Source organism: Affinundibacterium seohonense, assembly GCF_014284305.1.
Taxonomy (GTDB): Bacteria; Pseudomonadota; Gammaproteobacteria; order Burkholderiales; family Burkholderiaceae_D; genus Undibacterium; species Undibacterium seohonense.
In genome coordinates, this window is the sequence record NZ_JACOFW010000013.1 from 14,317 (window position 1) to 33,888 (window position 19,572).

At 47.5% G+C, this 19,572-nt stretch carries 16 protein-coding genes, 1 pseudogene and 1 riboswitch; of the genes and pseudogenes, 14 read left to right on the forward strand and 3 right to left on the reverse strand.

What is annotated here, in order from left to right:
• The first annotated feature begins 97 nt into the window (after positions 1–97).
• Both H8K52_RS12210 and H8K52_RS12215 read left to right on the forward strand, forming a co-directional pair.
• Entirely contained in the window at positions 98–772 is a 675-nt protein-coding gene (locus H8K52_RS12210; protein ID WP_186923186.1) for a tetratricopeptide repeat protein, read from the forward strand.
• Between the two features lie 172 nt (positions 773–944).
• Positions 945–1,637: a hypothetical protein gene (locus H8K52_RS12215; RefSeq protein WP_186923187.1), complete on the forward strand. Its 693-nt coding sequence runs from the start codon at positions 945–947 to the stop codon at positions 1,635–1,637.
• Between the two features lie 159 nt (positions 1,638–1,796).
• Here H8K52_RS12215 and H8K52_RS12220 read toward each other — a convergent pair.
• Positions 1,797–2,039 (reverse strand): annotated as a pseudogene (locus tag H8K52_RS12220) (hypothetical protein); the annotation flags it as partial.
• A 127-nt stretch (positions 2,040–2,166) separates the two neighbouring features.
• On the opposite strand from H8K52_RS12220, the gene H8K52_RS12225 reads away from it, so the two are divergent.
• The gene (locus H8K52_RS12225) at positions 2,167–2,826 is read left to right on the forward strand and encodes a helix-turn-helix domain-containing protein (protein ID WP_186923189.1); all 660 of its coding nucleotides are present in this window, start codon (positions 2,167–2,169) and stop codon (positions 2,824–2,826) included.
• A 3-nt stretch (positions 2,827–2,829) separates the two neighbouring features.
• Here the strand turns inward: H8K52_RS12225 and H8K52_RS12230 are convergent, their stop codons facing one another.
• Positions 2,830–3,216 carry a VOC family protein gene (locus tag H8K52_RS12230; RefSeq protein ID WP_186923190.1) on the reverse strand — a complete coding sequence of 129 codons (387 nt, stop codon included), beginning with the start codon at positions 3,214–3,216 and terminating at the stop codon, positions 2,830–2,832.
• A 282-nt stretch (positions 3,217–3,498) separates the two neighbouring features.
• Entirely contained in the window at positions 3,499–6,318 is a 2,820-nt protein-coding gene (locus tag H8K52_RS12235; RefSeq protein ID WP_186923191.1) for a valine--tRNA ligase, read from the reverse strand.
• A gap of 623 nt (positions 6,319–6,941) precedes the next feature.
• Between H8K52_RS12235 and H8K52_RS12240 the strand changes: the two genes are divergently transcribed.
• From H8K52_RS12240 to H8K52_RS12290, 11 genes are all read left to right on the forward strand, one after another.
• Entirely contained in the window at positions 6,942–8,936 is a 1,995-nt protein-coding gene (locus tag H8K52_RS12240; protein ID WP_186923192.1) for a tetratricopeptide repeat-containing diguanylate cyclase, read from the forward strand.
• 78 nt (positions 8,937–9,014) lie between these two features.
• Positions 9,015–9,116: riboswitch (TPP riboswitch) on the forward strand.
• An 83-nt stretch (positions 9,117–9,199) separates the two neighbouring features.
• Positions 9,200–11,113, forward strand: coding sequence for a phosphomethylpyrimidine synthase ThiC (gene thiC / locus H8K52_RS12245; RefSeq protein ID WP_186923193.1), 1,914 nt, complete (start codon positions 9,200–9,202; stop codon positions 11,111–11,113).
• An 8-nt stretch (positions 11,114–11,121) separates the two neighbouring features.
• Entirely contained in the window at positions 11,122–11,322 is a 201-nt protein-coding gene (gene thiS, locus H8K52_RS12250; RefSeq protein ID WP_186923194.1) for a sulfur carrier protein ThiS, read from the forward strand.
• 126 nt (positions 11,323–11,448) lie between these two features.
• Positions 11,449–12,246: a thiazole synthase gene (locus H8K52_RS12255; protein WP_186923195.1), complete on the forward strand. Its 798-nt coding sequence runs from the start codon at positions 11,449–11,451 to the stop codon at positions 12,244–12,246.
• Positions 12,243–13,076 carry a bifunctional hydroxymethylpyrimidine kinase/phosphomethylpyrimidine kinase gene (thiD, locus tag H8K52_RS12260; protein ID WP_186923196.1) on the forward strand — a complete coding sequence of 278 codons (834 nt, stop codon included), beginning with the start codon at positions 12,243–12,245 and terminating at the stop codon, positions 13,074–13,076. Before H8K52_RS12255 ends, thiD begins: the two co-directional genes overlap by 4 nt.
• Positions 13,073–13,711 (forward strand): thiamine phosphate synthase, encoded by a 639-nt coding sequence (gene thiE / locus H8K52_RS12265; protein ID WP_186923197.1) that lies wholly within the window; start codon positions 13,073–13,075, stop codon positions 13,709–13,711. Before thiD ends, thiE begins: the two co-directional genes overlap by 4 nt.
• Positions 13,712–13,734: 23 nt before the next feature.
• Positions 13,735–15,108 carry a sensor histidine kinase gene (locus H8K52_RS12270; RefSeq protein ID WP_186923198.1) on the forward strand — a complete coding sequence of 458 codons (1,374 nt, stop codon included), beginning with the start codon at positions 13,735–13,737 and terminating at the stop codon, positions 15,106–15,108.
• 26 nt (positions 15,109–15,134) lie between these two features.
• Positions 15,135–15,962 (forward strand): LytR/AlgR family response regulator transcription factor, encoded by an 828-nt coding sequence (locus H8K52_RS12275; RefSeq protein ID WP_186923199.1) that lies wholly within the window; start codon positions 15,135–15,137, stop codon positions 15,960–15,962.
• Positions 15,963–16,220: 258 nt separating this feature from the next.
• A complete protein-coding gene (locus tag H8K52_RS12280) occupies positions 16,221–17,096 on the forward strand; it encodes a response regulator (RefSeq protein WP_186923200.1) in 876 nt (291 codons plus the stop codon).
• A gap of 343 nt (positions 17,097–17,439) precedes the next feature.
• Entirely contained in the window at positions 17,440–18,555 is a 1,116-nt protein-coding gene (locus H8K52_RS12285) for an aromatic ring-hydroxylating oxygenase subunit alpha (protein WP_186923201.1), read from the forward strand.
• A 78-nt stretch (positions 18,556–18,633) separates the two neighbouring features.
• Positions 18,634–19,569: a DMT family transporter gene (locus H8K52_RS12290; protein WP_186923202.1), complete on the forward strand. Its 936-nt coding sequence runs from the start codon at positions 18,634–18,636 to the stop codon at positions 19,567–19,569.
• Positions 19,570–19,572: the final 3 nt, after the last annotated feature.

Genomic DNA, 19,572 nt, shown 5'->3' on the forward strand with positions numbered 1-19,572 from the left:
AAAAACGGATGGCTGAACAAGTTTAGTTTATGATGAAAGTCAGAATTGAACGATTTTTCGAACGAAACAATATTGAGTCAAAGAGCAAGGGTCGAATATGAAATTATTTTTGGAGACATCGCTGATTGTGGTTTTTAGCACCTTGAGTTTACTTGCTCAAGCCGATGATTTTTCGGATGGCGTTGCTTTGTATGGTCAGCGTGATTTTCCGGCCGCTGCTGCTGCATTCAAAAAAGCTGCTGAACTAGGAAAGTCTGATGCCCAGTTTAATCTTGGCCTAATGTACTTAAAGGGTGAAGGCGTCGCGCAGAATTACGTAGAAGCGAAAGCCCTGTTTGAAAAGGCAGCGGAGCAGAATAATATCCGCGCGCAAGTCAATCTCGCCCGAATGTACGCAAAAGCCAAGGGCGTCGCGCCTAATTACGGAATGGCGGTCTATTGGTTCAAGAAGGCAGTGGAGCTCGGATATGCCGACGCGCAATATAGTTTGGGAGTTTTATATGTGAATGGGATTGGCGTTTCACGCAACTATGATAAAGCGCACGATCTTTTTGTAAAGGCGGCGCAACAAAAGGACGCTAGTGCGCAATATCAACTAGGGCTAATGTACTTCAAAGGAAAAGGTGTTGCGATCGATAAAGTCGAGGCTATGAAATGGCTTATTCTTGCTGGCGATTATGATGATGCTGTGACGTATCGTAAGTATGCAGAGTCGCAAATGAGTCCGAAAGAAATCGAGGAAGCCAAGGTAGAGGCGGCAAAATCGCAGTGAGTATCCATCATTTGTCGCCACTATATGGGTTACTTGAAGTGGGATAACAATGTAGGTCGGGTGCAACCCGCGCGGTAGATCGGTCGATCAACTTTGTACATAGCCTGAGCGGCGCGGGTTTTATCCGCCCTACAAGGCTGGATTCAGAATTTCAAAAATAGAAGGAGATCAAATGATAAATCAAGGAAGTAGTGATTTGAAAAACACGGCATGGATCGATTCAAAGCAATCTGCAAAGTGTCGAAGTCGATTTGGATTTTTAATCATGAGCATGACTTTACTTTTTACAAATATCTTGATGCTTGAATCAGTCGCAAATGAAATTCTTGCGCAGAAGAGCATGAAAAATAGATCTGATCAGGTAAAAGACGCAAAAACAGAACTTGAACAAACAAGGGAATTCTTGCCGCCTTTCTCTTTTACGAAAGACGATTTTCTCCAAAATGTTGGAAAAGTTTTGTTGAGTGAAGATGGTCGAACCAAAAGGGAAACGGTGGAACGTGCATTTAACGTGAAATTTCCCGAGACACCGTCGATAGATTTTCAGACATCATATCCAAATATGAGAGTGGATTATTTGAGACCAAGATTAGATTGGTACTTTGCAATGTCAGTTAAGAATGGAAACAATTATTCAAGTTTTGATTTAGGATTAGACTCCACAATGTGTATTCATTACCAAGAATTTCGAGAAGTCGCGAAGATCGCAGGATGGACGCTCGTAGGTGAAGCACAATTTCTTAATCATCGACCAATTTTTCGTGAAACTTACAATAAAGATGTGAAAGGTGCGACTCTATTTGTGAGTTTGTCTAGAGGCGATGTGAACTGCGTCACTAGTATTCACATGTTTAATCGTTCTTAATTTTTCATCTTTTATTTTTTCCCTTCGAGGCATATGTGGCCACGTTTTTTGTGTCCACGCAGATTTTGAAAACCTAGTGAGTGATTTCCTTGTCAAAACAAAAAAGCGCTTCAAAACATAGAAGCGCTTTTCGCATTTACAACTCAATCAAAAACCAAATCACCCCAACTTAGCAAACGACTCCTGCATCTTACTCAGAGTCGCAGAGAAGCCCGCGACGCGTTCTTTCTCTTGTTCGACAACAACTACCGGAGCACGTGCAACAAAACTCTCATTGCTGAGTTTGGCTTGAACCGTATTGATTTCGGCTTCCAGTTTCGCCATCTCTTTTGAGAGGCGTTCGCGTTCTGCGGCGACGTCGATTTCTACTTTTAATATCAGCTTGGTTTCGTCGACAATGGATCGCGTGGACGTAGCACAGCTAATACTCCCATAATGCGTATTCTTTATCTCTTAGGTATCCACTTGGCTTGACACTTGTGATCGAAATGAGAAACATAGATACTCTGACTGTGTTCGTGCAATTCAAATGTCTATGTCAAATTTAAATATCCCAAATGCAGTACTTGAAACATGGTCTGCTCAAGTGACGACAGCAGAACTTACTTGGGTTCTTCCCGATGGTTGTCAAGACTTGATATGGTGTGGCTCCGCCCAAGGTGTGGGCGAGTGGTTCGTAACTGATTTAGCGGATAGTGCTTACGCAGTGCAATGCAATCCGAGTGATTACTTTATCGGTTTTCGATGCAAACCTGGAGTCCGGTTTGCTACCGAAACTTTATTGCAAGCGATGCAGCATTGCCATCTCGACGACACCAGTAAAATATTGAGCTATTTGGAGGAGTGTACTTCCATAAATCAAGATGTGATTGACGCTTTAATTGTGCTTGCAAAAACGAGCAGCGTCGCTGACTCTGCCCGTTTATTGGGAATATCTGAACGAAGTTTAGAGCGTCACTTGCAACGTCATACGGATCGATCCCCTTGCTATTGGCGTAATCTGGCAAGAGTAAGGCGCGCAGGTGCAGAACTTGCACATACGACTTCTTTAAGTACCCTAGCGGCGAATCATGGCTATGCCGACCAATCGCACATGAATCGTGCATTTAAACAATGGTTCGGTCATAGTCCAAATGTACTCAGAAACGACCCTAAGTTGCTCGCTGCATTATCAATCTCAGGCTATTGACGGCTATGACGGAGTCATCGGCGTACATAGTTCCACCAAAAATCCATTGATATCAGCTACATACGCCACCGTTTGCCCCCAAGGCATTTGTTCTGGTTCTTGAATCATGACAGCACCTGCATCCAAAGCGTGTTGCATGGCGGTTGCGACATTTTCAGTTACTAATGCGATTTCAAAACACGGCGTTTTGGGATCAGGTGTTTGCGTTGTTTTGCCGATTTGCTTTAGCAGTGAATAAGAGCAAAATGAAAGGCAAGTCTCACCCGTTTCCAGTTCCCCCCAATCTCCACCTTCGTGCAGAAATCGAGCTTGAAAACCAAATGCCGCTTGATAAAATGCCAGCGTCTTCGGCACATCGTGTACATATAAAATGGTGTAGCCTAATTTCATCGCGATTCTCCGTATCGTTAATTGAACAAGGAAGATACGATATTGATCTCTAGCCGTCTTGAAGAAATCCGACAAATTGTAAATGCGCGTAAGACACTAATTTTGCCATCGCGGAATTGCTTATCGTCGCAAATGATATTTTTACTTTTTTTTCATCTTAATCGACCGTTATGCGTGGGTACGAAGAGGCTGGGTCCACCCCACATTCAATCTCCAAAAACAAAAAAGCGCTTCGAAACCTCGAAGCGCTTTTTGCATTTACAGCCCAATCAAAAAACCAAATCACCCCAACTTAGCAAAAGACTCCTGCATCTTGCTCAAAGTCGCAGAGAAGCCCGCTACGCGTTCTTTCTCTTGTTCGACAACCGCTGCAGGCGCACGTGCCACAAAACTTTCGTTGCTGAGTTTGGCTTGTGCTTTATTGATTTCGGCTTCGAGTTTTGCCATTTCTTTCGAGAGGCGTTCGCGTTCTGCGGCGACGTCGATTTCTACTTTTAACATCAGCTTGGTTTCACCGACGATGGAGACGGGTGCTGGTGAGTCGGGTAAAACATCGACAATCTGCACTTCAGACAATTTCGCCAAGGCTGCCATGTAAGGTGCGTAGCTTTCCATGCGGGCTTTGTCGGCAGCGTTCGCTGGTTGCAATAACAGTGGTACGCGGACTGCTGGTGATAATTGCATTTCACCGCGCAAGTTACGGCATGCATCGATGGCGGCTTTGAGGCCTGTCATCCAGTGTTCTGCTGCTTCGTCTATCGCTTCTGCATTTACCAATGGGTAGGCTTGCATCATGATGGAATCGCCCGCTGGGTTCAGCGTTTTGCCTGCCAATGGTGCTACTGTTTGCCACAAGGCTTCTGTGACGAAAGGAATGACTGGGTGTGCCATGCGCAGCGTGACTTCTAACACGCGTAACAAAGTACGACGCGTTGCACGTTGCTGCGCTGGCGTACCTTGTTGTACTTGCACCTTTGCTACTTCCAAATACCAATCGCAGTATTCATCCCAAACGAATTTGTAGATGGCGGAGGCGATATTGTCGAAGCGGTAGTCGGCAAAGCCTTTTTCTAGCTCTGCTTCTGTACGTTGCAAAGTGGAGATGATCCATTTGTCAGCTTGTGAATAATCGAGATCATTGTCTGTTGCTGTACCTGTGAAACCGCAATCCTGACCTTCGGTGTTCATCAATACAAAGCGCGTCGCATTCCACAATTTGTTGCAGAAATTACGATAGCCATCGCAGCGACCTAAGTCGAAATTGATGTTGCGACCTAAGGATGCATAGCTCGCCATTGTGAAGCGCAAAGCATCTGTACCGTAAGCAGGAATGCCATCAGCGAATTCTTTGCGCGTGGCTTTGTCGATGCTCGCCGCTTGTTTTGGGTTCATCAAGCCGACAGTGCGTTTTGCCGCGAGTTCGTCAACCGTGATACCGTCGATCAAGTCGATAGGATCAAGTGTATTGCCTTTGGATTTGGACATTTTTTGGCCGCTAGAATCGCGCACCAAGCCGTGTACATAGACGGTATGGAATGGCACTTTGCCAGTGAAGTGCGCGGTCATCATGACCATACGCGCTACCCAGAAGAAGATGATATCAAAGCCAGTGACCAATACAGAGGATGGCAAGAACAGTTTGCTATCAACCGTCAACTCCGGCCAGCCCATGGTGGAGAATGGAACCAAGGCAGAAGAGAACCAAGTATCGAGCACGTCATTGTCGCGGTTCAATGCGCCTGTGTAACCAGCCGCTGCTGCTTTTGCTTTGGCTTCGGCTTCATCGCGTGCAACGAAGATTTCACCATTGTCGCCATACCATGCTGGGATTTGATGACCCCACCACAATTGGCGTGAGATACACCAATCTTGAATATTGTTCAGCCATTGGTTGTATGTCGTGCTCCAGTTTTCTGGTACGAATTTCACTTCACCATTCGCCACTTTTTCTAGTGCGACTTCGGCAATCGATTTGCCTGGGAAGTGGGTGCCCTCTGGCGCAGCTTTGCTCATCGCCATGAACCATTGATCGGTCAACATCGGTTCGATGACGACGTTAGTACGGTCGCCACGTGGCACCATCAATTTGTGTGGCTTTACAGACTCGAGCAAACCTTGTGCATCGAGGTCAGCGACCATTTGTTTACGTGCTACGAATCTATCCATGCCTTGGTAAACAGCTGGGCCGTTTTCATTGATCTTGGCATCTAAAGTTAAGATGCTGATCAATGCCAAATTGTGACGTTGGCCAACTGCGTAATCGTTGAAATCATGTGCTGGTGTAATCTTCACGCAGCCTGTACCGAACTCTTTGTCGACATAGCTATCGGCGATGACGGGAATTTCACGATCCGTCAAAGGCAATTTGAGCATCTTGCCAACGAAAGCGGTGTAGCGTTCGTCAGTTGGATCTACCGCAACGGCGACGTCACCGAGCAATGTTTCTGGGCGTGTGGTTGCTACTGTGAGGTGGCCGCTTCCATCCGCGAATGGATAGCGGATATGCCACATTGAGCCGTCTTCTTCTTCCGATACGACTTCCAAATCAGATACGGCGGTGCCCAATACTGGGTCCCAGTTCACCAAACGTTTGCCGCGATAGATCAAACCTTGTTCTACTAAACGGACGAAGACTTCGGTAACCACTTTGGAGCGTTCTGCATCCATTGTGAAGTATTCACGATTCCAATCAGCAGAAGCACCCATACGGCGCATTTGGCCAGTGATGGTGGAGCCGGATTTTTCTTTCCACTCCCAGACTTTTTCTAAGAACTTTTCACGGCCTAAATCGTGGCGAGAAATCTTTTGTGCATCGAGCTGGCGTTCCACCACGATTTGCGTTGCGATACCAGCGTGATCCGTGCCTGGTACCCATGCCGTGTTATGGCCACGCATACGGTAGTAACGTGTCAAACCATCCATAATCGTTTGGTTGAAGGCATGACCCATGTGCAAAGTGCCAGTGACGTTGGGTGGTGGCAGTTGAATACTGAACGATGGTTTGGACTCATCGGTCGTGGCGGTGAAGTATCCGCGCTTTTCCCATTCGGTGCGCCAAAACGATTCAATATTGGCGGGTTCAAAAGATTTGGCTAATTCCATGATGTGTATACAAACTTTAAGTTAGTGAGAACCCATGCAGAATTGATCTTGCGTAAGTTCGATAAGTTGATTGGCGAAACCTTTGATTATAAATGAGTGCGATGTATTACTTAAAATATTCAAGGTGTTTTTTCTCATTTGGTGCTATGTGGATCGTTAAATGATGCGTTTGTGCTTGATGTTCGTTCAGAATGATGACACACGTGGTGCTGTGTATGGCACTGAAGTTCGCTTCGTCGATGGCTTCAAAATTAAGTAATGTTTTTATAAAAAAAGAGCTTTAATTGTTTGTGACGAGTGAGAATCTGTTGATTCTGTAGCTTATTTGGACGTGATGCAAAAAAAAGCAAAGATGCTTTTAGGAAAGTGCTAGCATATCTAAGTCTGCACAAAACAAAGAAAAAAGAAGCGCAAGGCACCGGATCTTGGTAACAAGCAGTCAGGCGAGGCAATGTGAACTAGGTGATGAATACATGAGACACTTTTTATATCGATCTGCTCTACCAAGCGTTGAGAAATTGAGTGTTTATGATGATGGAAAATTCTACTTTTTGTTGCAAAAAATTGTATTGCTAGTACTTTTAAGTCTCTCTTTCCCCAGCCTGGCAGATGACAAGTTGATCATGTCCCAGCTAGATGCGATTCAATCTCTTTCCGATAGAAATAACGAAGAAGGCTTACAACAACTTCTTGAGTTCAAAAAGAATTTACCCGCGGATACGTCACCAGCAATCCGATTAGAAGTGTTGTCGGTGTTAGGTGGCTTGTATTTTGATGCAGGTAACCGAAAACTTAGCACGCAAACGCTGGAAGAATTTGATCAGCTCGCTAAGCAAATGCAAGATCAGGATGCCTTGCTGTATCTGGAAATATTTGAAACCTATAGTATTTTCGAAAAATCAGGTTATGCCGTCGCGGTGGCTCACCTCGAAAAATTAGGTAATGCCGTTGCGACATCGAAAAATACGAATGTGCAATTTCGATATCTTGCGACTTTGGGCGCGTTCTATAGCAGTAATCTCAAATTTGACCTTGCATTGAAGCAGTACTTGGATATGCTCAAATTATCCGAGCAATTGCCTCGTCGGCAATTGCAAGCAAAGATGGCGACATGGAGTCAAATATCTGGTCTTTATTTGCAAATGAAAGATCCGCAAAAAGCACTGTCAGCGACCACTGAGGCTTTGGCAATTTCTTCTGCGAGCTTGGCACCAAAATCCTTCATCGATATCTCTGTATCACGAGGTGTTGCACTCAGCACCTTAAAGCGGAATGACGAGGCATTGAAGGAGTATGAAAACGCATTAAAAACTGCCAAAGTGGAGAAATTACCTTATTGGGCAGCATTGGCGCTGTTTAATATAGCAGATCAATATTTGATAAAAAAGGACTATAAGCGTGCCGAGTCCTATGCTCGTGAAGCGATGGCAAGATCCGAAGGATTGGAAGACCAGTGGGGCATCGCCAGTGCGCGTGTCAACTTGGGTTTAGCCTTGGGTTATCAGGGTAAACTCAAACAAGGCGGTGATCTGGTCAAAGAAAGTATCGCCTTCTTTGAAAAGGCAAACGCCAAATCGGATGTGGAAACCATCATAGGCGAACTATCGCAGATGTATGAAGCGGCTGGTTTGTACAAAGAAGCACTAGAGCAGGTGCGGGCACAACAAAAATTGAGCGATGAAATTTTTCAGTCAGATCGCGCTAAGTCAGTTGCTGCTTTGCAGGAAGGATTTGATGCGGAGCAGAGAAAACGTCAGATTGAAATTTTAGCCAAAGACAATGCACTCAAAGATGCCGATATCAAAAATCACCGCTTGCAGCAAATGGTGGCTTTATTGGCGTCGCTTGTCGGGGTATTAGCTGGATGTTTTATCTATACCCAGTACCGCCGCAGCAAAAAACTCAACGAGCAATTGAAGGAAGTGAATCTACAATTAGAGTTTCATGCTATTCGCGATGCGTTGACAGGGCTGCACAATCGACGTTCATTCATCAGTCTGATGGCCAATCGAAATCAACGGGTAGAAACCGAGCGGCGTGAGGGTAGTTATCGTAATCCTGATTGTATGATTTTGATGGATATCGATCACTTCAAAAATATCAATGACACCTGGGGGCACGCCGTCGGTGACGTTGTCTTAAAAGAAGTTGCTGCCCGTCTAAAGGCCGTGGTGCGTGATGACGACATGGTGATGCGCTGGGGTGGTGAAGAATTCTTGATTTACTCGCCAAAATCCAACCCCGAACAAATTACTAGTCTGGTTGATCGGGTGTTGCGTACCATTGGTGACACTGCGTTTGCTCATGGTAACTTGGCAATTCCAGTGACAGTCACTGCAGGGTTTATTGCGGTGCCTTTTTCTGATGTTCCTGAAGAGTTCTGTGATTGGGAGCGTGCCTTGCAAATCGCGGATATGGCGCTTTATCTGGGAAAAACACATGGCAGAAATCGTGCCTATGGCCTATCTCGTTTATTAGTTCCGCATGAGTTGGCGCTTCCTATTTTGACGCATGATCTGGCTGAGGCCATCACGCAAAATATGGTGGAAATGATCGAGGTACTGGGACCGGAACAAGCACATCCTCATCAATCAACGCCACTGAGTGAATTGAAATAAAAGCTTATTTGTCGTTTTATTTAAAACACGGCTATAATGCGCCGACAATTTTTGTTATTGTAATTTTGTAGTTAATTTTAAAAACGCTAGGGGTCCTGACAAGCTTGTATCTGTCGGGTGAGAAATACCCTTGAACCTGATCTGGATAATGCCAGCGAAGGGAAGCAGCCAAAGCCGTGATGCCACCTCAGTTAGGGTGTGCTGTCGCCTAATTTGGAAACTCCTTTGCTGGCTCCGTGCCATCAATAAAGCAAAGGAGCCAAATGAACGCCAACCCACAGTTTTTGTCCGCCACCGCTAAGGTCGACGAAGCCGCAATTCAAGCCTTACCCAATTCTCGCAAAATTTACGTTACCGGTAGTCGTCCTGATATCAGGGTACCTATGCGCGAGATCTCGCAAGCGGACACACCGGCGATGTTCGGTGCAGAAAAAAATCCGCCGATTTATGTTTATGATACTTCGGGACCTTATACCGATCCTGACGTCAAAATCGATATTCGCTCAGGCTTAGCTTCCGTGCGTGGTGCTTGGATTTCAGAACGCGAGGATACAGAGGAGTTAGCTGGTCCTAGCTCTGAATACGGCATAGAACGTTTGCATGATTCTAAGCTGCATGAGTTGCGCTTTAATCTGCAACGCAAACCTCGTCGCGCATTGCAAGGTAAAAACGTCACGCAAATGCATTACGCACGACAAGGTATCGTCACACCAGAAATGGAATACGTGGCAATACGTGAAAATATGCGCCGCCAAGAGTATTTGGATAATCTGAAAAACTCCGGTCCTATGGGGGAAAAGCTGGCGGCGATGATGGGACGTCAGCATCCGGGTCAATCGTTTGGTGCCTCGATTCCAGCACAGATCACGGCAGAATTTGTGCGCGATGAAATCGCCCGTGGACGTGCGATTATTCCAGCCAATATCAATCACCCAGAAGTCGAGCCGATGATCATCGGTCGCAATTTCTTGGTGAAGATTAATGCGAATATTGGCAACTCTGCAGTGACTTCATCGATCGGTGAAGAAGTCGAAAAAATGACCTGGGCAATACGCTGGGGTGGCGATAATGTGATGGATCTGTCGACAGGAAAACACATCCATGAGACGCGTGAATGGATCATCCGTAACTCGCCCGTACCGATTGGTACGGTACCGATTTATCAGGCCTTGGAAAAAGTGAATGGCAAAGCCGAAGATCTCACTTGGGAAATTTTCCGAGATACCTTGATCGAGCAAGCAGAACAGGGTGTTGACTACTTTACGATTCATGCGGGCGTACGTTTGCAATACGTACCGATGACCGCAAAACGCATGACGGGCATCGTGTCGCGCGGTGGTTCGATCATGGCGAAATGGTGCCTTGCTCATCATAAAGAGAGTTTTTTGTATGAGCATTTCGAAGACATCTGCGAAATTATGAAGGCTTACGACGTGTCATTTTCTTTAGGTGATGGTTTGCGTCCAGGCTCGATTTACGATGCCAATGATGAAGCGCAACTCGGCGAATTAAAGACGCTAGGGGAACTCACACAAATCGCTTGGAAGCATGATGTGCAAGTGATGATAGAAGGGCCGGGTCATGTGCCCATGCATTTGATTAAAGAGAATATGGATCTGCAATTAGAGCAATGTCACGAAGCGCCGTTCTATACATTGGGACCACTGACAACGGATATTGCACCGGGTTACGATCACATCACGTCTGGTATCGGTGCTGCGCAGATCGGTTGGTATGGCACGGCGATGTTGTGTTACGTCACGCCGAAAGAACACTTGGGTTTGCCGAATAAAGTCGACGTAAAAGACGGCATCATTACCTACAAAATCGCAGCCCATGCGGCCGATCTGGCTAAGGGACATCCAGGTGCACAAATTCGTGATAACGCTCTGTCGAAAGCACGTTTTGAATTCCGTTGGGAAGATCAATTCAATATCGGCTTAGACCCAGATAAAGCCCGCGAATTTCACGATGAAACGCTGCCCAAAGATTCCGCCAAAGTCGCGCACTTTTGTTCCATGTGTGGTCCACATTTTTGCTCGATGAAGATCACGCAGGAAGTACGTGACTACGCTGCGACTCAGGGCATTAGCGAAATTGAAGCGCTGAAAAAAGGAATGGAAGTTAAGGCGATCGAATTCGTCAAATCCGGCGCAGAAATCTATAAAAAATCCTAGGTGCAGCGATGGAAATTCAACTCAATGGTGAGCTACGTTCTTTGCCGCCTGAAACCGATTTGCATAGTTTGATTGCGGAACTGCAGTTAGGCAATCAAGCAATTGCGGTCGCTGTCAATCGTCAAGTGATACGCCGTACGCAGTGGCAGCAACACATGCTTCAGGCGGGCGATCAGGTTGATGTGGTGCGGGCGATCGGTGGTGGATGAATTTTAAATATTTCGCCGCAGAGGCGCAGAGTACGCAGAGTTTTTCAATGATTTGCTCTGCGATCTCTGCGCCTCTGCGGCTCAAGACTTTGACTGCGATTCTTTTGAAAAACACGGAAGAAAAAAATGACAACACAAACAAAACCAAACAGCCTGACCATAGCAGGCAAGACCTATAACTCGCGTCTCTTAGTCGGTAGTGGCAAATATAAAGACCTAGACCAAACCAAACTGGCTACCGAAGCCAGCGGTGCAGAAATTATCACCGTCGCCATCCGGCGTGTGAACATAGGTCAAGATCCCAACGCACCGAGTTTGCTTGACGTGGTACCGATGTCCAAATATACAATCTTGCCCAACACAGCGGGTTGCTACAACGCCAAAGACGCGATTTACACCTTGCAATTAGGCCGCGAATTACTTGGGGGGCACAAATTGTGCAAGCTTGAAGTTTTGGGTGACGAAAAAACATTGTTCCCCAATATGCCCGAGACTTTGGAGGCCGCCAAAGTCTTGGTCAAAGATGGCTTTGATGTGATGGTGTATTGCAGCGATGATCCGATTCAGGCTCGTATGTTGGAAGACATAGGCTGTGTCGCCGTAATGCCGCTCGCATCTTTGATTGGTTCTGGCATGGGAATTTTGAATCCGTGGAATCTTTCGCTCATTATTGAGCAAGCGAATGTGCCTATCATTGTTGATGCAGGCGTTGGCACCGCTTCGGATGCAGCGATCGCGATGGAACTTGGTTGCGATGGTGTTTTGATGAATACTGCAATCGCTGATGCACGCGACCCAATCCGTATGGCACGAGCAATGAGCTTAGCCGTTGAGGCAGGACGTGAAGCATTTTTGGCAGGGCGGATTCCTAAAAAATTTGCAGCGTCGCCTTCATCACCGATTGCAGGACGTGTGACCGAATGAACGAACGTCATCAACGCCCCTGTGTACTAGTCTTCGCGGGACATGATCCCAGTGGCGGTGCTGGCATACAAGCCGACATTGAAGCGATTGCAGCGCAGGGCGCGCATGCAGTGCCTATCATCACGGCGCTGACGGTGCAAGACAATAATCGGGTGCATGCGGTTTATCCGGTGTCGACAACAATTTTGCGTGAGCAATTTGATGCTGTGTTCGCGCAGTTACCGATTGCGGCGATAAAATTGGGCATCGTTGGCTCCTACGACAATGCCATCTTGATTGCCGACTGTATTTCCAAAATACGGCAAAGGCAACCTGATCTTTGTGTGGTGCTAGATCCTGTTCTCGCCAGTGGGCATGGTGATGCTTTGTCGGTTCAAGATCCTTTGTACGCGTTGCGGCCGGTGTTGGCTTGTGCGACTTTGCTTACACCTAATTTGCCAGAATTAGCGCGCTTAGTCCCTAATGAGGCTAGTGATAGCAATGAGTATCAGAGAGCCGAAACCCTGTGCCATCAATTTTCGTGCGATGTGCTACTAAAAGGTGGTCACGCCCATGGCGATGTGGTCAGCAATCATTGGTTCCAGAGGCAGTTTGCACCAACATTATCTATTCAGAAAACGAGTTGGCATTGGCCACGCTTAGATGGTGAATTTCACGGAAGTGGTTGTACCTTAGCAGCGGCGATTGCAGGACGATTCGCTCTCGGTCATAATGCGCCGCACGCTTTATCACTCGCGCAAGATTATGTACAACAGTGCTTGCGGAAAGCGTATGCGATTGCACCCGGGCAAGCGATTCCCTCTCGATCATTATTTCAAGGAGCAGTATGAGGTCTGGTAAAAATTGGCAGCAAACTTTATGCGGCTTGTATTTGGTCACGCCAGATTGGAATGATACTGGGCGGTTATTGGAGGTGACAGAGGAGGCATTAGCCGCTGGAGTAAGCCTGCTGCAATACCGACACAAAACCGCGCAAATAGAATTGCGCTATGCACAAGCCAGCGCCTTGCAAAGTCTATGTCAGAAGTATGCAGTGCCTTTTATTGTGAATGATTTTGTGACTTTGGCATTAGAGCTTAATGCCGATGGCGTGCACGTCGGTGGGCGGGATGTCTCCGTCGCGCAAGCCCGTTCATCGGTAGGGCCTGACAAAATTGTCGGTGCTTCTTGTTATGGCGATTTGAGTCTGGCGCATTTGGCTCAACTGCAAGGCGCCAGTTATATGGCATTTGGCGGATTTTATCCTTCTGCAGTGAAGCAGTACTCTTTCACGACCTGTCCAAGTATTGTGGAAACCGCTAAAGTTGAATTAAGCCTGCCGCAAGTGGTGATTGGCGGCATGACGGTCGATTTGGCACGACCCTTAGTCGCTCGTGGAGCGGATATGGTGGCGGCAATCAGTAGTGTGTACAACGCAGCTAAGCCAGCACAAGTGGTGAAAGATTTCATTGCGCTGTTTCGATAGTTGACTATATCCAAGGCGATAGTTTGTCGTGTAAATTTCTAAAATATGTACATCAGCAATTGAATGAACTACGCGCCTTAAAATTAAAACAAATCCACCACATTCCATTCAAATCAGACCTCATGCGAGTAAATGCACCAGTTAAAATCGAGACCGTAGCATCGTCCTCAGCTATGGCTGACAAAGACGTTACTGGTATTTGCGCGACCAAACCTGCTCGCTTTGAAAAAACTACCGCGCATGAACCCGCATGGTGGCGTGTGTTTAGCACCGCCTTTGACGATCTCTGGAATATCGGCGCTCCTCGTCGCCTGCCTTGGTATGCCCACTGGCCCCTAATTTTCCTTATCGGGGCCAGCGTGGGTGCGTCGATTGTCCTCCTGTCAGCCCTGTTCAGCGGCAATCTGCTGCGCATGGAGTGGTGGTCGCACAATATAGCTTGGTCGATGCTAACGGGCGTGATTATCATGCTGTTCTTGGAGGGGGCCTTTAGGGCTTTGAGCCGGATCATCTCGGCTGAGCGACTTTTGCAATGGCGTGAAGGTGTAGGGCGGTCGCGCTGGTTGGCCTATATCGGCGTGCCAGCACTGTGTAGCGTATTGGGGCTAATTACGCTGGATATTCTGATGCGTTCAGTGGACGCAGGCAGTTTGGCTAGCCCGCGACTGCCCAGCTACGGGCTGCTGACTACCTTCCTAGTCAGCGGCATCCTGTTGGCCGGCCTGAGTTGGTGGCGGCTGCGCCTTCAGTTGCAAGCCCACAAGGTTCGTCAGCAGATGGCCGAGGCGCAGCTGCGTCTTCTGCAAGCCCAAATCGAGCCGCACTTTTTGTTCAACACCTTAGCCAATGTGCAGGGGCTGATTGACTATGAGCCGGACTTAGCCAAGCGCATGCTTGATGCCTTTACCGACTACCTACGCGCCAGCCTAGTGCAGATGCGCGCCCAGGACGTGAGCTTGGCCGAAGAGCTGGATCTAGTGCAAAGTTACTTGATCGTGATGCAATGCCGTATGGGGGAGCGCTTGCGTTGGCAGCTGGACATGCCGGCTGAGTTGCGCACCGCCCGCATTCCACCTTTGCTGTTACAGCCCTTGATCGAAAATGCCATCCACCACGGTTTGGAACCGCAGATTGAAGGTGGCTTGCTTGTCCTGCGTGCCCGCATTGTCGATCAAGGCCTGTGCATTGAGATTGATGACGACGGTATTGGCTTGACCGCCGCGCAGCTGCGCCCCCGTCGAGGCAACGGTGTGGCGCTGAAGAATATTCGGGAGCGCCTGCGGGCAGCCTATGGCCCCGAAGCTCGCTTGGAATTGCACGCGCGAGCGAACGAACAGGGCACCCGCGTGCGCCTAATCTTGCCGCGACTGTACCCACAAGCGACAGCCTCCATTTGATGAATCCCGAGATTGAGTTAAACCGAATGAGTACCCACTCCATACCCCGTCCCCGCGCTTTGTTGGCTGATGATGAACCCCATCTATTGCGCGTGCTGCAAGACCGATTACACGAACTTTGGCCGGAGCTAGAAATCGTAGCCACAGCACCGCATGGCATCGCGGCGGCTGAGCAGATTGAACGCTTGCAGCCAGATATCGCTTTTTTGGATATACAAATGCCCGGCTTGACCGGTCTTGAGGTGGCTCAAGGCATCGAAGGTGCGACCCGCGTTGTGTTTGTAACGGCCTATGATGAACATGCCTTAAGTGCTTTTGAGCACGAGGCCGTTGACTATGTGCTCAAACCGATTCGCGCGGAACGGCTGCAACTCACAGTGGATCGTTTGCGCCGTGTCTTCGCCGACTGTTTCGAAGCCTCTTCGCAAATAGAAGATGAGCCTAGCGCAGTGGTTCCGTCTTTGCCAGATGCTGCACAGCTGGCCAAGGTGCTGGCGCAACTGATGCCGCACGCCGCAAGCGCTCAACCCATGTTGCGCCACCTGCGCGCTAGTCGTGGCAACACCACCCACATCATTCCAATCGAGGACATTCTTTACCTGCAGTCCGACGAAAAATACACTATGGTCCGCACTGCAGAACATGAGTACCTGATTCGCAGTGGCATCATGGAGTTGGCCAGTCAACTGGACCCGCAACGCTTTTGGCAGGTGCATCGCGGCACCATGATTAATGTGGATCAGCTGCTATCTACCCGCCGCGATGATAATGCGCGACTTTTCTTACAAATGCGGGGGCATGAGCGCGAACTGCCCGTGAGTCGCGCCTATGTCCATCTGTTTAAGGCGATGTAACTGCAATCAAAATCTCACTGGAGACCGATATAAAATTCGGCGCAGCTACGCCCCCTCGATTGGTGAAGGACTTCATTGCTCTATTTCAATAATTAAATATATCCAAAGCGATTGAATGTTGTGTAAATTTCTTAAATGTGTCCTGCTTGCTGCATTCGTGCTGTAAACAACGTGATTGACTTGGCTTTTGAGCTAATTTTAGGAGCTTTATTGTATGATCCATACAATGCTAGTCAAAAATTACATTTAGGTTAAGCAATGACATTATCCCCATCCATGGTGGCGGCTCCAAATGCCAGCCGCCGTTTTGTTTTAGAAATGCGTGGATTTTCAGATGCGGAAAAAAGCATGCTGACTTCTACGTTTCGCCTGACCAGCCGTCGTGAGATGAGTTACGTTGAGGCCGGCGAGGGCGACACGCGTGCTGATATTTATTTAATTAACGCGGATAATCCAGATGCCATAGACGAATTACGTAAACGTGATATCGGGGCGCCAAACGCGCATTCGCCAGCAGTCGTGATAGGCAGAACGCCAGTAGAAACGCCATGGCCTTTCGTCGCCAAGCCGATTCATTGGATGCGCCTTTTCGAAAATCTAGATCAAGAAATGTTACGCGCTCTGCGTGAGCGTAGCACCCGTGTTGCGGTGAATGATAATTGGGATGGCGCGACTATGCGTCGTTCTAGCGATCAAAAAATAGGCGCTGCACCATTCGCCATAGAGCAACCGGCGCGTGAAACGGTCTTAGTTGTGGATGACAGCGCCACCGTAAGAGCCTTTATGCGGATTAAATTGTCCCCATTTCAGTTCGACGTTGATTTTGCGGAAACCGGCGAACAAGCCATAGAAAAAGTTATTGCGAAGGCCGATAGCAAAGCTTATAACTGCATTTTCCTCGACATCATGATGCCTGGCATCGATGGCTATGAAGTGTGTAAAAAGATTAAATCCAATAGCAAGACAAAGTCGTCGGCAGTGGTAATGTTGACGAGTAAGTCCTCGATTATCGATAAGCTACGGGCGAATTGGTCGGGCTGCGATGCGTTTTTGAGTAAGCCAGTGTCAGAAGATGATTTGCTCGCGACTATTGCAAAATTTTTACCGAGTGCTCGCGAATCCGTGAAGATTTAAGAAGCCTAAATGGTCGCTATTCCTTTGCGCTAAAGTTGCGTGCCGATATTTTGAGCTTGTTTCGGCATGCTTTTTTAATCTCTCATTCCATTTATTGGTCAGGTAATTGCGCATTTGTTTTTCTTGATACCAGAAACTCAAAGCCTTTATTGAAGTAAATCTTAAGCAAAACAAGACCTTAGAAAGGCTTTCGGGTATAATCTCGCGTTCTGTCCAAAATTTCCTCATCAAGTGCCTATTGTTGTCTCTTGTTTGAATTTTCGACGCTGCATGATCGCTCGAAAAAAGGTATTTGTGGATTCTTTCTCTCTTAGGTTGGTGCAAATTAATTTGGGGGGTGGGGATGTCCGATCTGGCTTCTTTGTCTACATTAGCGCGTTCTGACGCGCAACTTCCGGTTCATGTGTATTTTGATCAAGCCTTGTTAGCACGCGAGATCAAACAGTTATTTCAATCTGGCCCACGCTATGTTGGTCACGAATTGATGGTTCCTAACGTCGGCGATTATGCGACGCTCGCTTCTGAGAACGAAGGGCGTATGCTGGTGCGCGGCAAAGATGGAATCGAATTACTCTCGAATGTCTGTCGTCATCGCCAAGCCTTAATGTTCGGCGGCCCTGGCACGACGGGTCGCGGCAATGCAAATCATATTGTTTGTCCTTTACATCGCTGGACTTATGATTTGAAAGGCGAGTTGATTGGCGCGCCGCATTTCAAAGATACGCCTTGTCTAAATCTGTCACGTACACCTATTCAAAATTGGAACGGTTTGCTGTTTGAACAAAACGGTTACAACGTGATGGAAAAAATGTCGACCTTGTCCGTGACCAAGGATTTAGATTTCACTGGCTATATGCTCGATCATGTGGAAGTCCATGAATGCGATTACAACTGGAAAACTTTTATCGAAGTCTATCTGGAAGATTATCACGTCGAGCCTTTCCATCCTGGCCTTGGTAGCTTCGTCACTTGTGATGATTTGCGCTGGGAATTCGGTGACGACTACAGCGTGCAAACCGTTGGTGTGCATAAAGGTTTGTTGAAATCCGGTTCAGCAAAATATCAGGCATGGCAAGAGCAGGTCTTGAAATTCCGTGGTGGTGAGCCGCCGAAATATGGCGCAATCTGGCTGACTTTGTATCCAAACATTATGGTGGAATGGTATCCACATGTGTTGGTGGTATCGACGCTATGGCCAACCGCCACCGGTAAGACTAAAAACGTCGTTGAATTTTACTATCCCGAAGAAATCGTGTTATTTGAACGCGAATTTATTGAAGCCGAACGTGCTGCGTACATGGAAACCTGTATCGAGGATGACGAGATCGGTGCGCGCATGGATGCCGGTCGTAAGATTTTGCTCGATCGTGGCGAGAATGAAGTCGGTCCTTACCAGTCACCGATGGAAGACGGCATGCAGCACTTTCATGAATGGTATCGACGTAAGATGACGTTCTAAGTAATGTAAATATGGGGAAGCAATGCTTCCCCATACTTTTTTCTGTTTCGTATTTTGTTGTGAAATCTTAAGAATATTATGCAAGCACTCTGGATGTTGGTCGCCACCTTTTTGTTTTCTCTCATGGGTGTCTGCGTTAAGCTCGCCTCAGAAACTTACAACACGGCAGAGATCGTCACTTATCGCGGTGCGATTGGTGTGATAGGGATCTATTTACTGATGCGCTGGCAAAACGGCACATTGCGCAGCTCCATGATTAAAGGTCATGTTTGGCGCGGAATCTTCGGCGTGACGTCTTTATGGTTGTGGTTCTACTCGATTTCAAAACTCCCCCTGTCCTTGTCAGTCACGCTGAGCTACATGTCTTCGATCTGGGTCGCTGTTATTTTATTCGCGACTTCTTGGTGGAATAATCGAGGCAAAGATGTCGTGCATCTCCCTCCGCATTTGGTGTGGTCTATCTTATTAGGATTTATCGGCGTCGTGATGTTGCTGCGCCCGACCATCCAGCTTGAACAATTACCGGACAGTTTGATCGCTCTGTGCTCCGGGTTCATTGCTGCTTTGGCTTACATTCAGGTGCGTCAAATGGGCGTGGCTGGTGAGCCCGAATATCGGGTGGTCTTTTATTTCTCGCTGGTCTGCACAGTGATGGGTGTCTTGGGTCAACTTTGGCATGTGAATACCTTCTCAGAATCGCAATTAGCTGCGCATGTGAATCATCAATTACTAGACTTTAAAGGGATCGCACTTTTGCTCGGCGTTGGTATCTTTGCCATGATTGCGCAATTAGCGATGACACGTTCGTATCGACTCGGGAATCCCTTAGTGGCAGCGAATTTACAATACGTGGGCATTGTGTTCACGAGTGCGCTTGATGTCATGATTTGGAAGCTTAATTTGAGCTGGATTAGCTGGCTAGGAATTGCAGTAATTTTGGCTAGCGGTATGATAGCGTCTTCATTCAATAGTAATACTGGCACCAAGTCAGTGGACACTGATCACGCCAGCTAAGCC

What these genes read in the sequence shown, in the direction of transcription:
- H8K52_RS12210 (WP_186923186.1), top strand. Translation starts at nt 98, where the DNA reads ATGAAATTATTTTTGGAGACATCGCTGATTGTGGTTTTTAGCACCTTG.
- H8K52_RS12215 (WP_186923187.1), top strand. Translation starts at nt 945, where the DNA reads ATGATAAATCAAGGAAGTAGTGATTTGAAAAACACGGCATGGATCGAT.
- H8K52_RS12225 (WP_186923189.1), top strand. Translation starts at nt 2,167, where the DNA reads ATGTCTATGTCAAATTTAAATATCCCAAATGCAGTACTTGAAACATGG.
- H8K52_RS12230 (WP_186923190.1), bottom strand. Translation starts at nt 3,216, where the DNA reads ATGAAATTAGGCTACACCATTTTATATGTACACGATGTGCCGAAGACG.
- H8K52_RS12235 (WP_186923191.1), bottom strand. Translation starts at nt 6,318, where the DNA reads ATGGAATTAGCCAAATCTTTTGAACCCGCCAATATTGAATCGTTTTGG.
- H8K52_RS12240 (WP_186923192.1), top strand. Translation starts at nt 6,942, where the DNA reads ATGTCCCAGCTAGATGCGATTCAATCTCTTTCCGATAGAAATAACGAA.
- thiC (WP_186923193.1), top strand. Translation starts at nt 9,200, where the DNA reads ATGAACGCCAACCCACAGTTTTTGTCCGCCACCGCTAAGGTCGACGAA.
- thiS (WP_186923194.1), top strand. Translation starts at nt 11,122, where the DNA reads ATGGAAATTCAACTCAATGGTGAGCTACGTTCTTTGCCGCCTGAAACC.
- H8K52_RS12255 (WP_186923195.1), top strand. Translation starts at nt 11,449, where the DNA reads ATGACAACACAAACAAAACCAAACAGCCTGACCATAGCAGGCAAGACC.
- thiD (WP_186923196.1), top strand. Translation starts at nt 12,243, where the DNA reads ATGAACGAACGTCATCAACGCCCCTGTGTACTAGTCTTCGCGGGACAT.
- thiE (WP_186923197.1), top strand. Translation starts at nt 13,073, where the DNA reads ATGAGGTCTGGTAAAAATTGGCAGCAAACTTTATGCGGCTTGTATTTG.
- H8K52_RS12275 (WP_186923199.1), top strand. Translation starts at nt 15,135, where the DNA reads ATGAGTACCCACTCCATACCCCGTCCCCGCGCTTTGTTGGCTGATGAT.
- H8K52_RS12280 (WP_186923200.1), top strand. Translation starts at nt 16,221, where the DNA reads ATGACATTATCCCCATCCATGGTGGCGGCTCCAAATGCCAGCCGCCGT.
- H8K52_RS12285 (WP_186923201.1), top strand. Translation starts at nt 17,440, where the DNA reads ATGTCCGATCTGGCTTCTTTGTCTACATTAGCGCGTTCTGACGCGCAA.
- H8K52_RS12290 (WP_186923202.1), top strand. Translation starts at nt 18,634, where the DNA reads ATGCAAGCACTCTGGATGTTGGTCGCCACCTTTTTGTTTTCTCTCATG.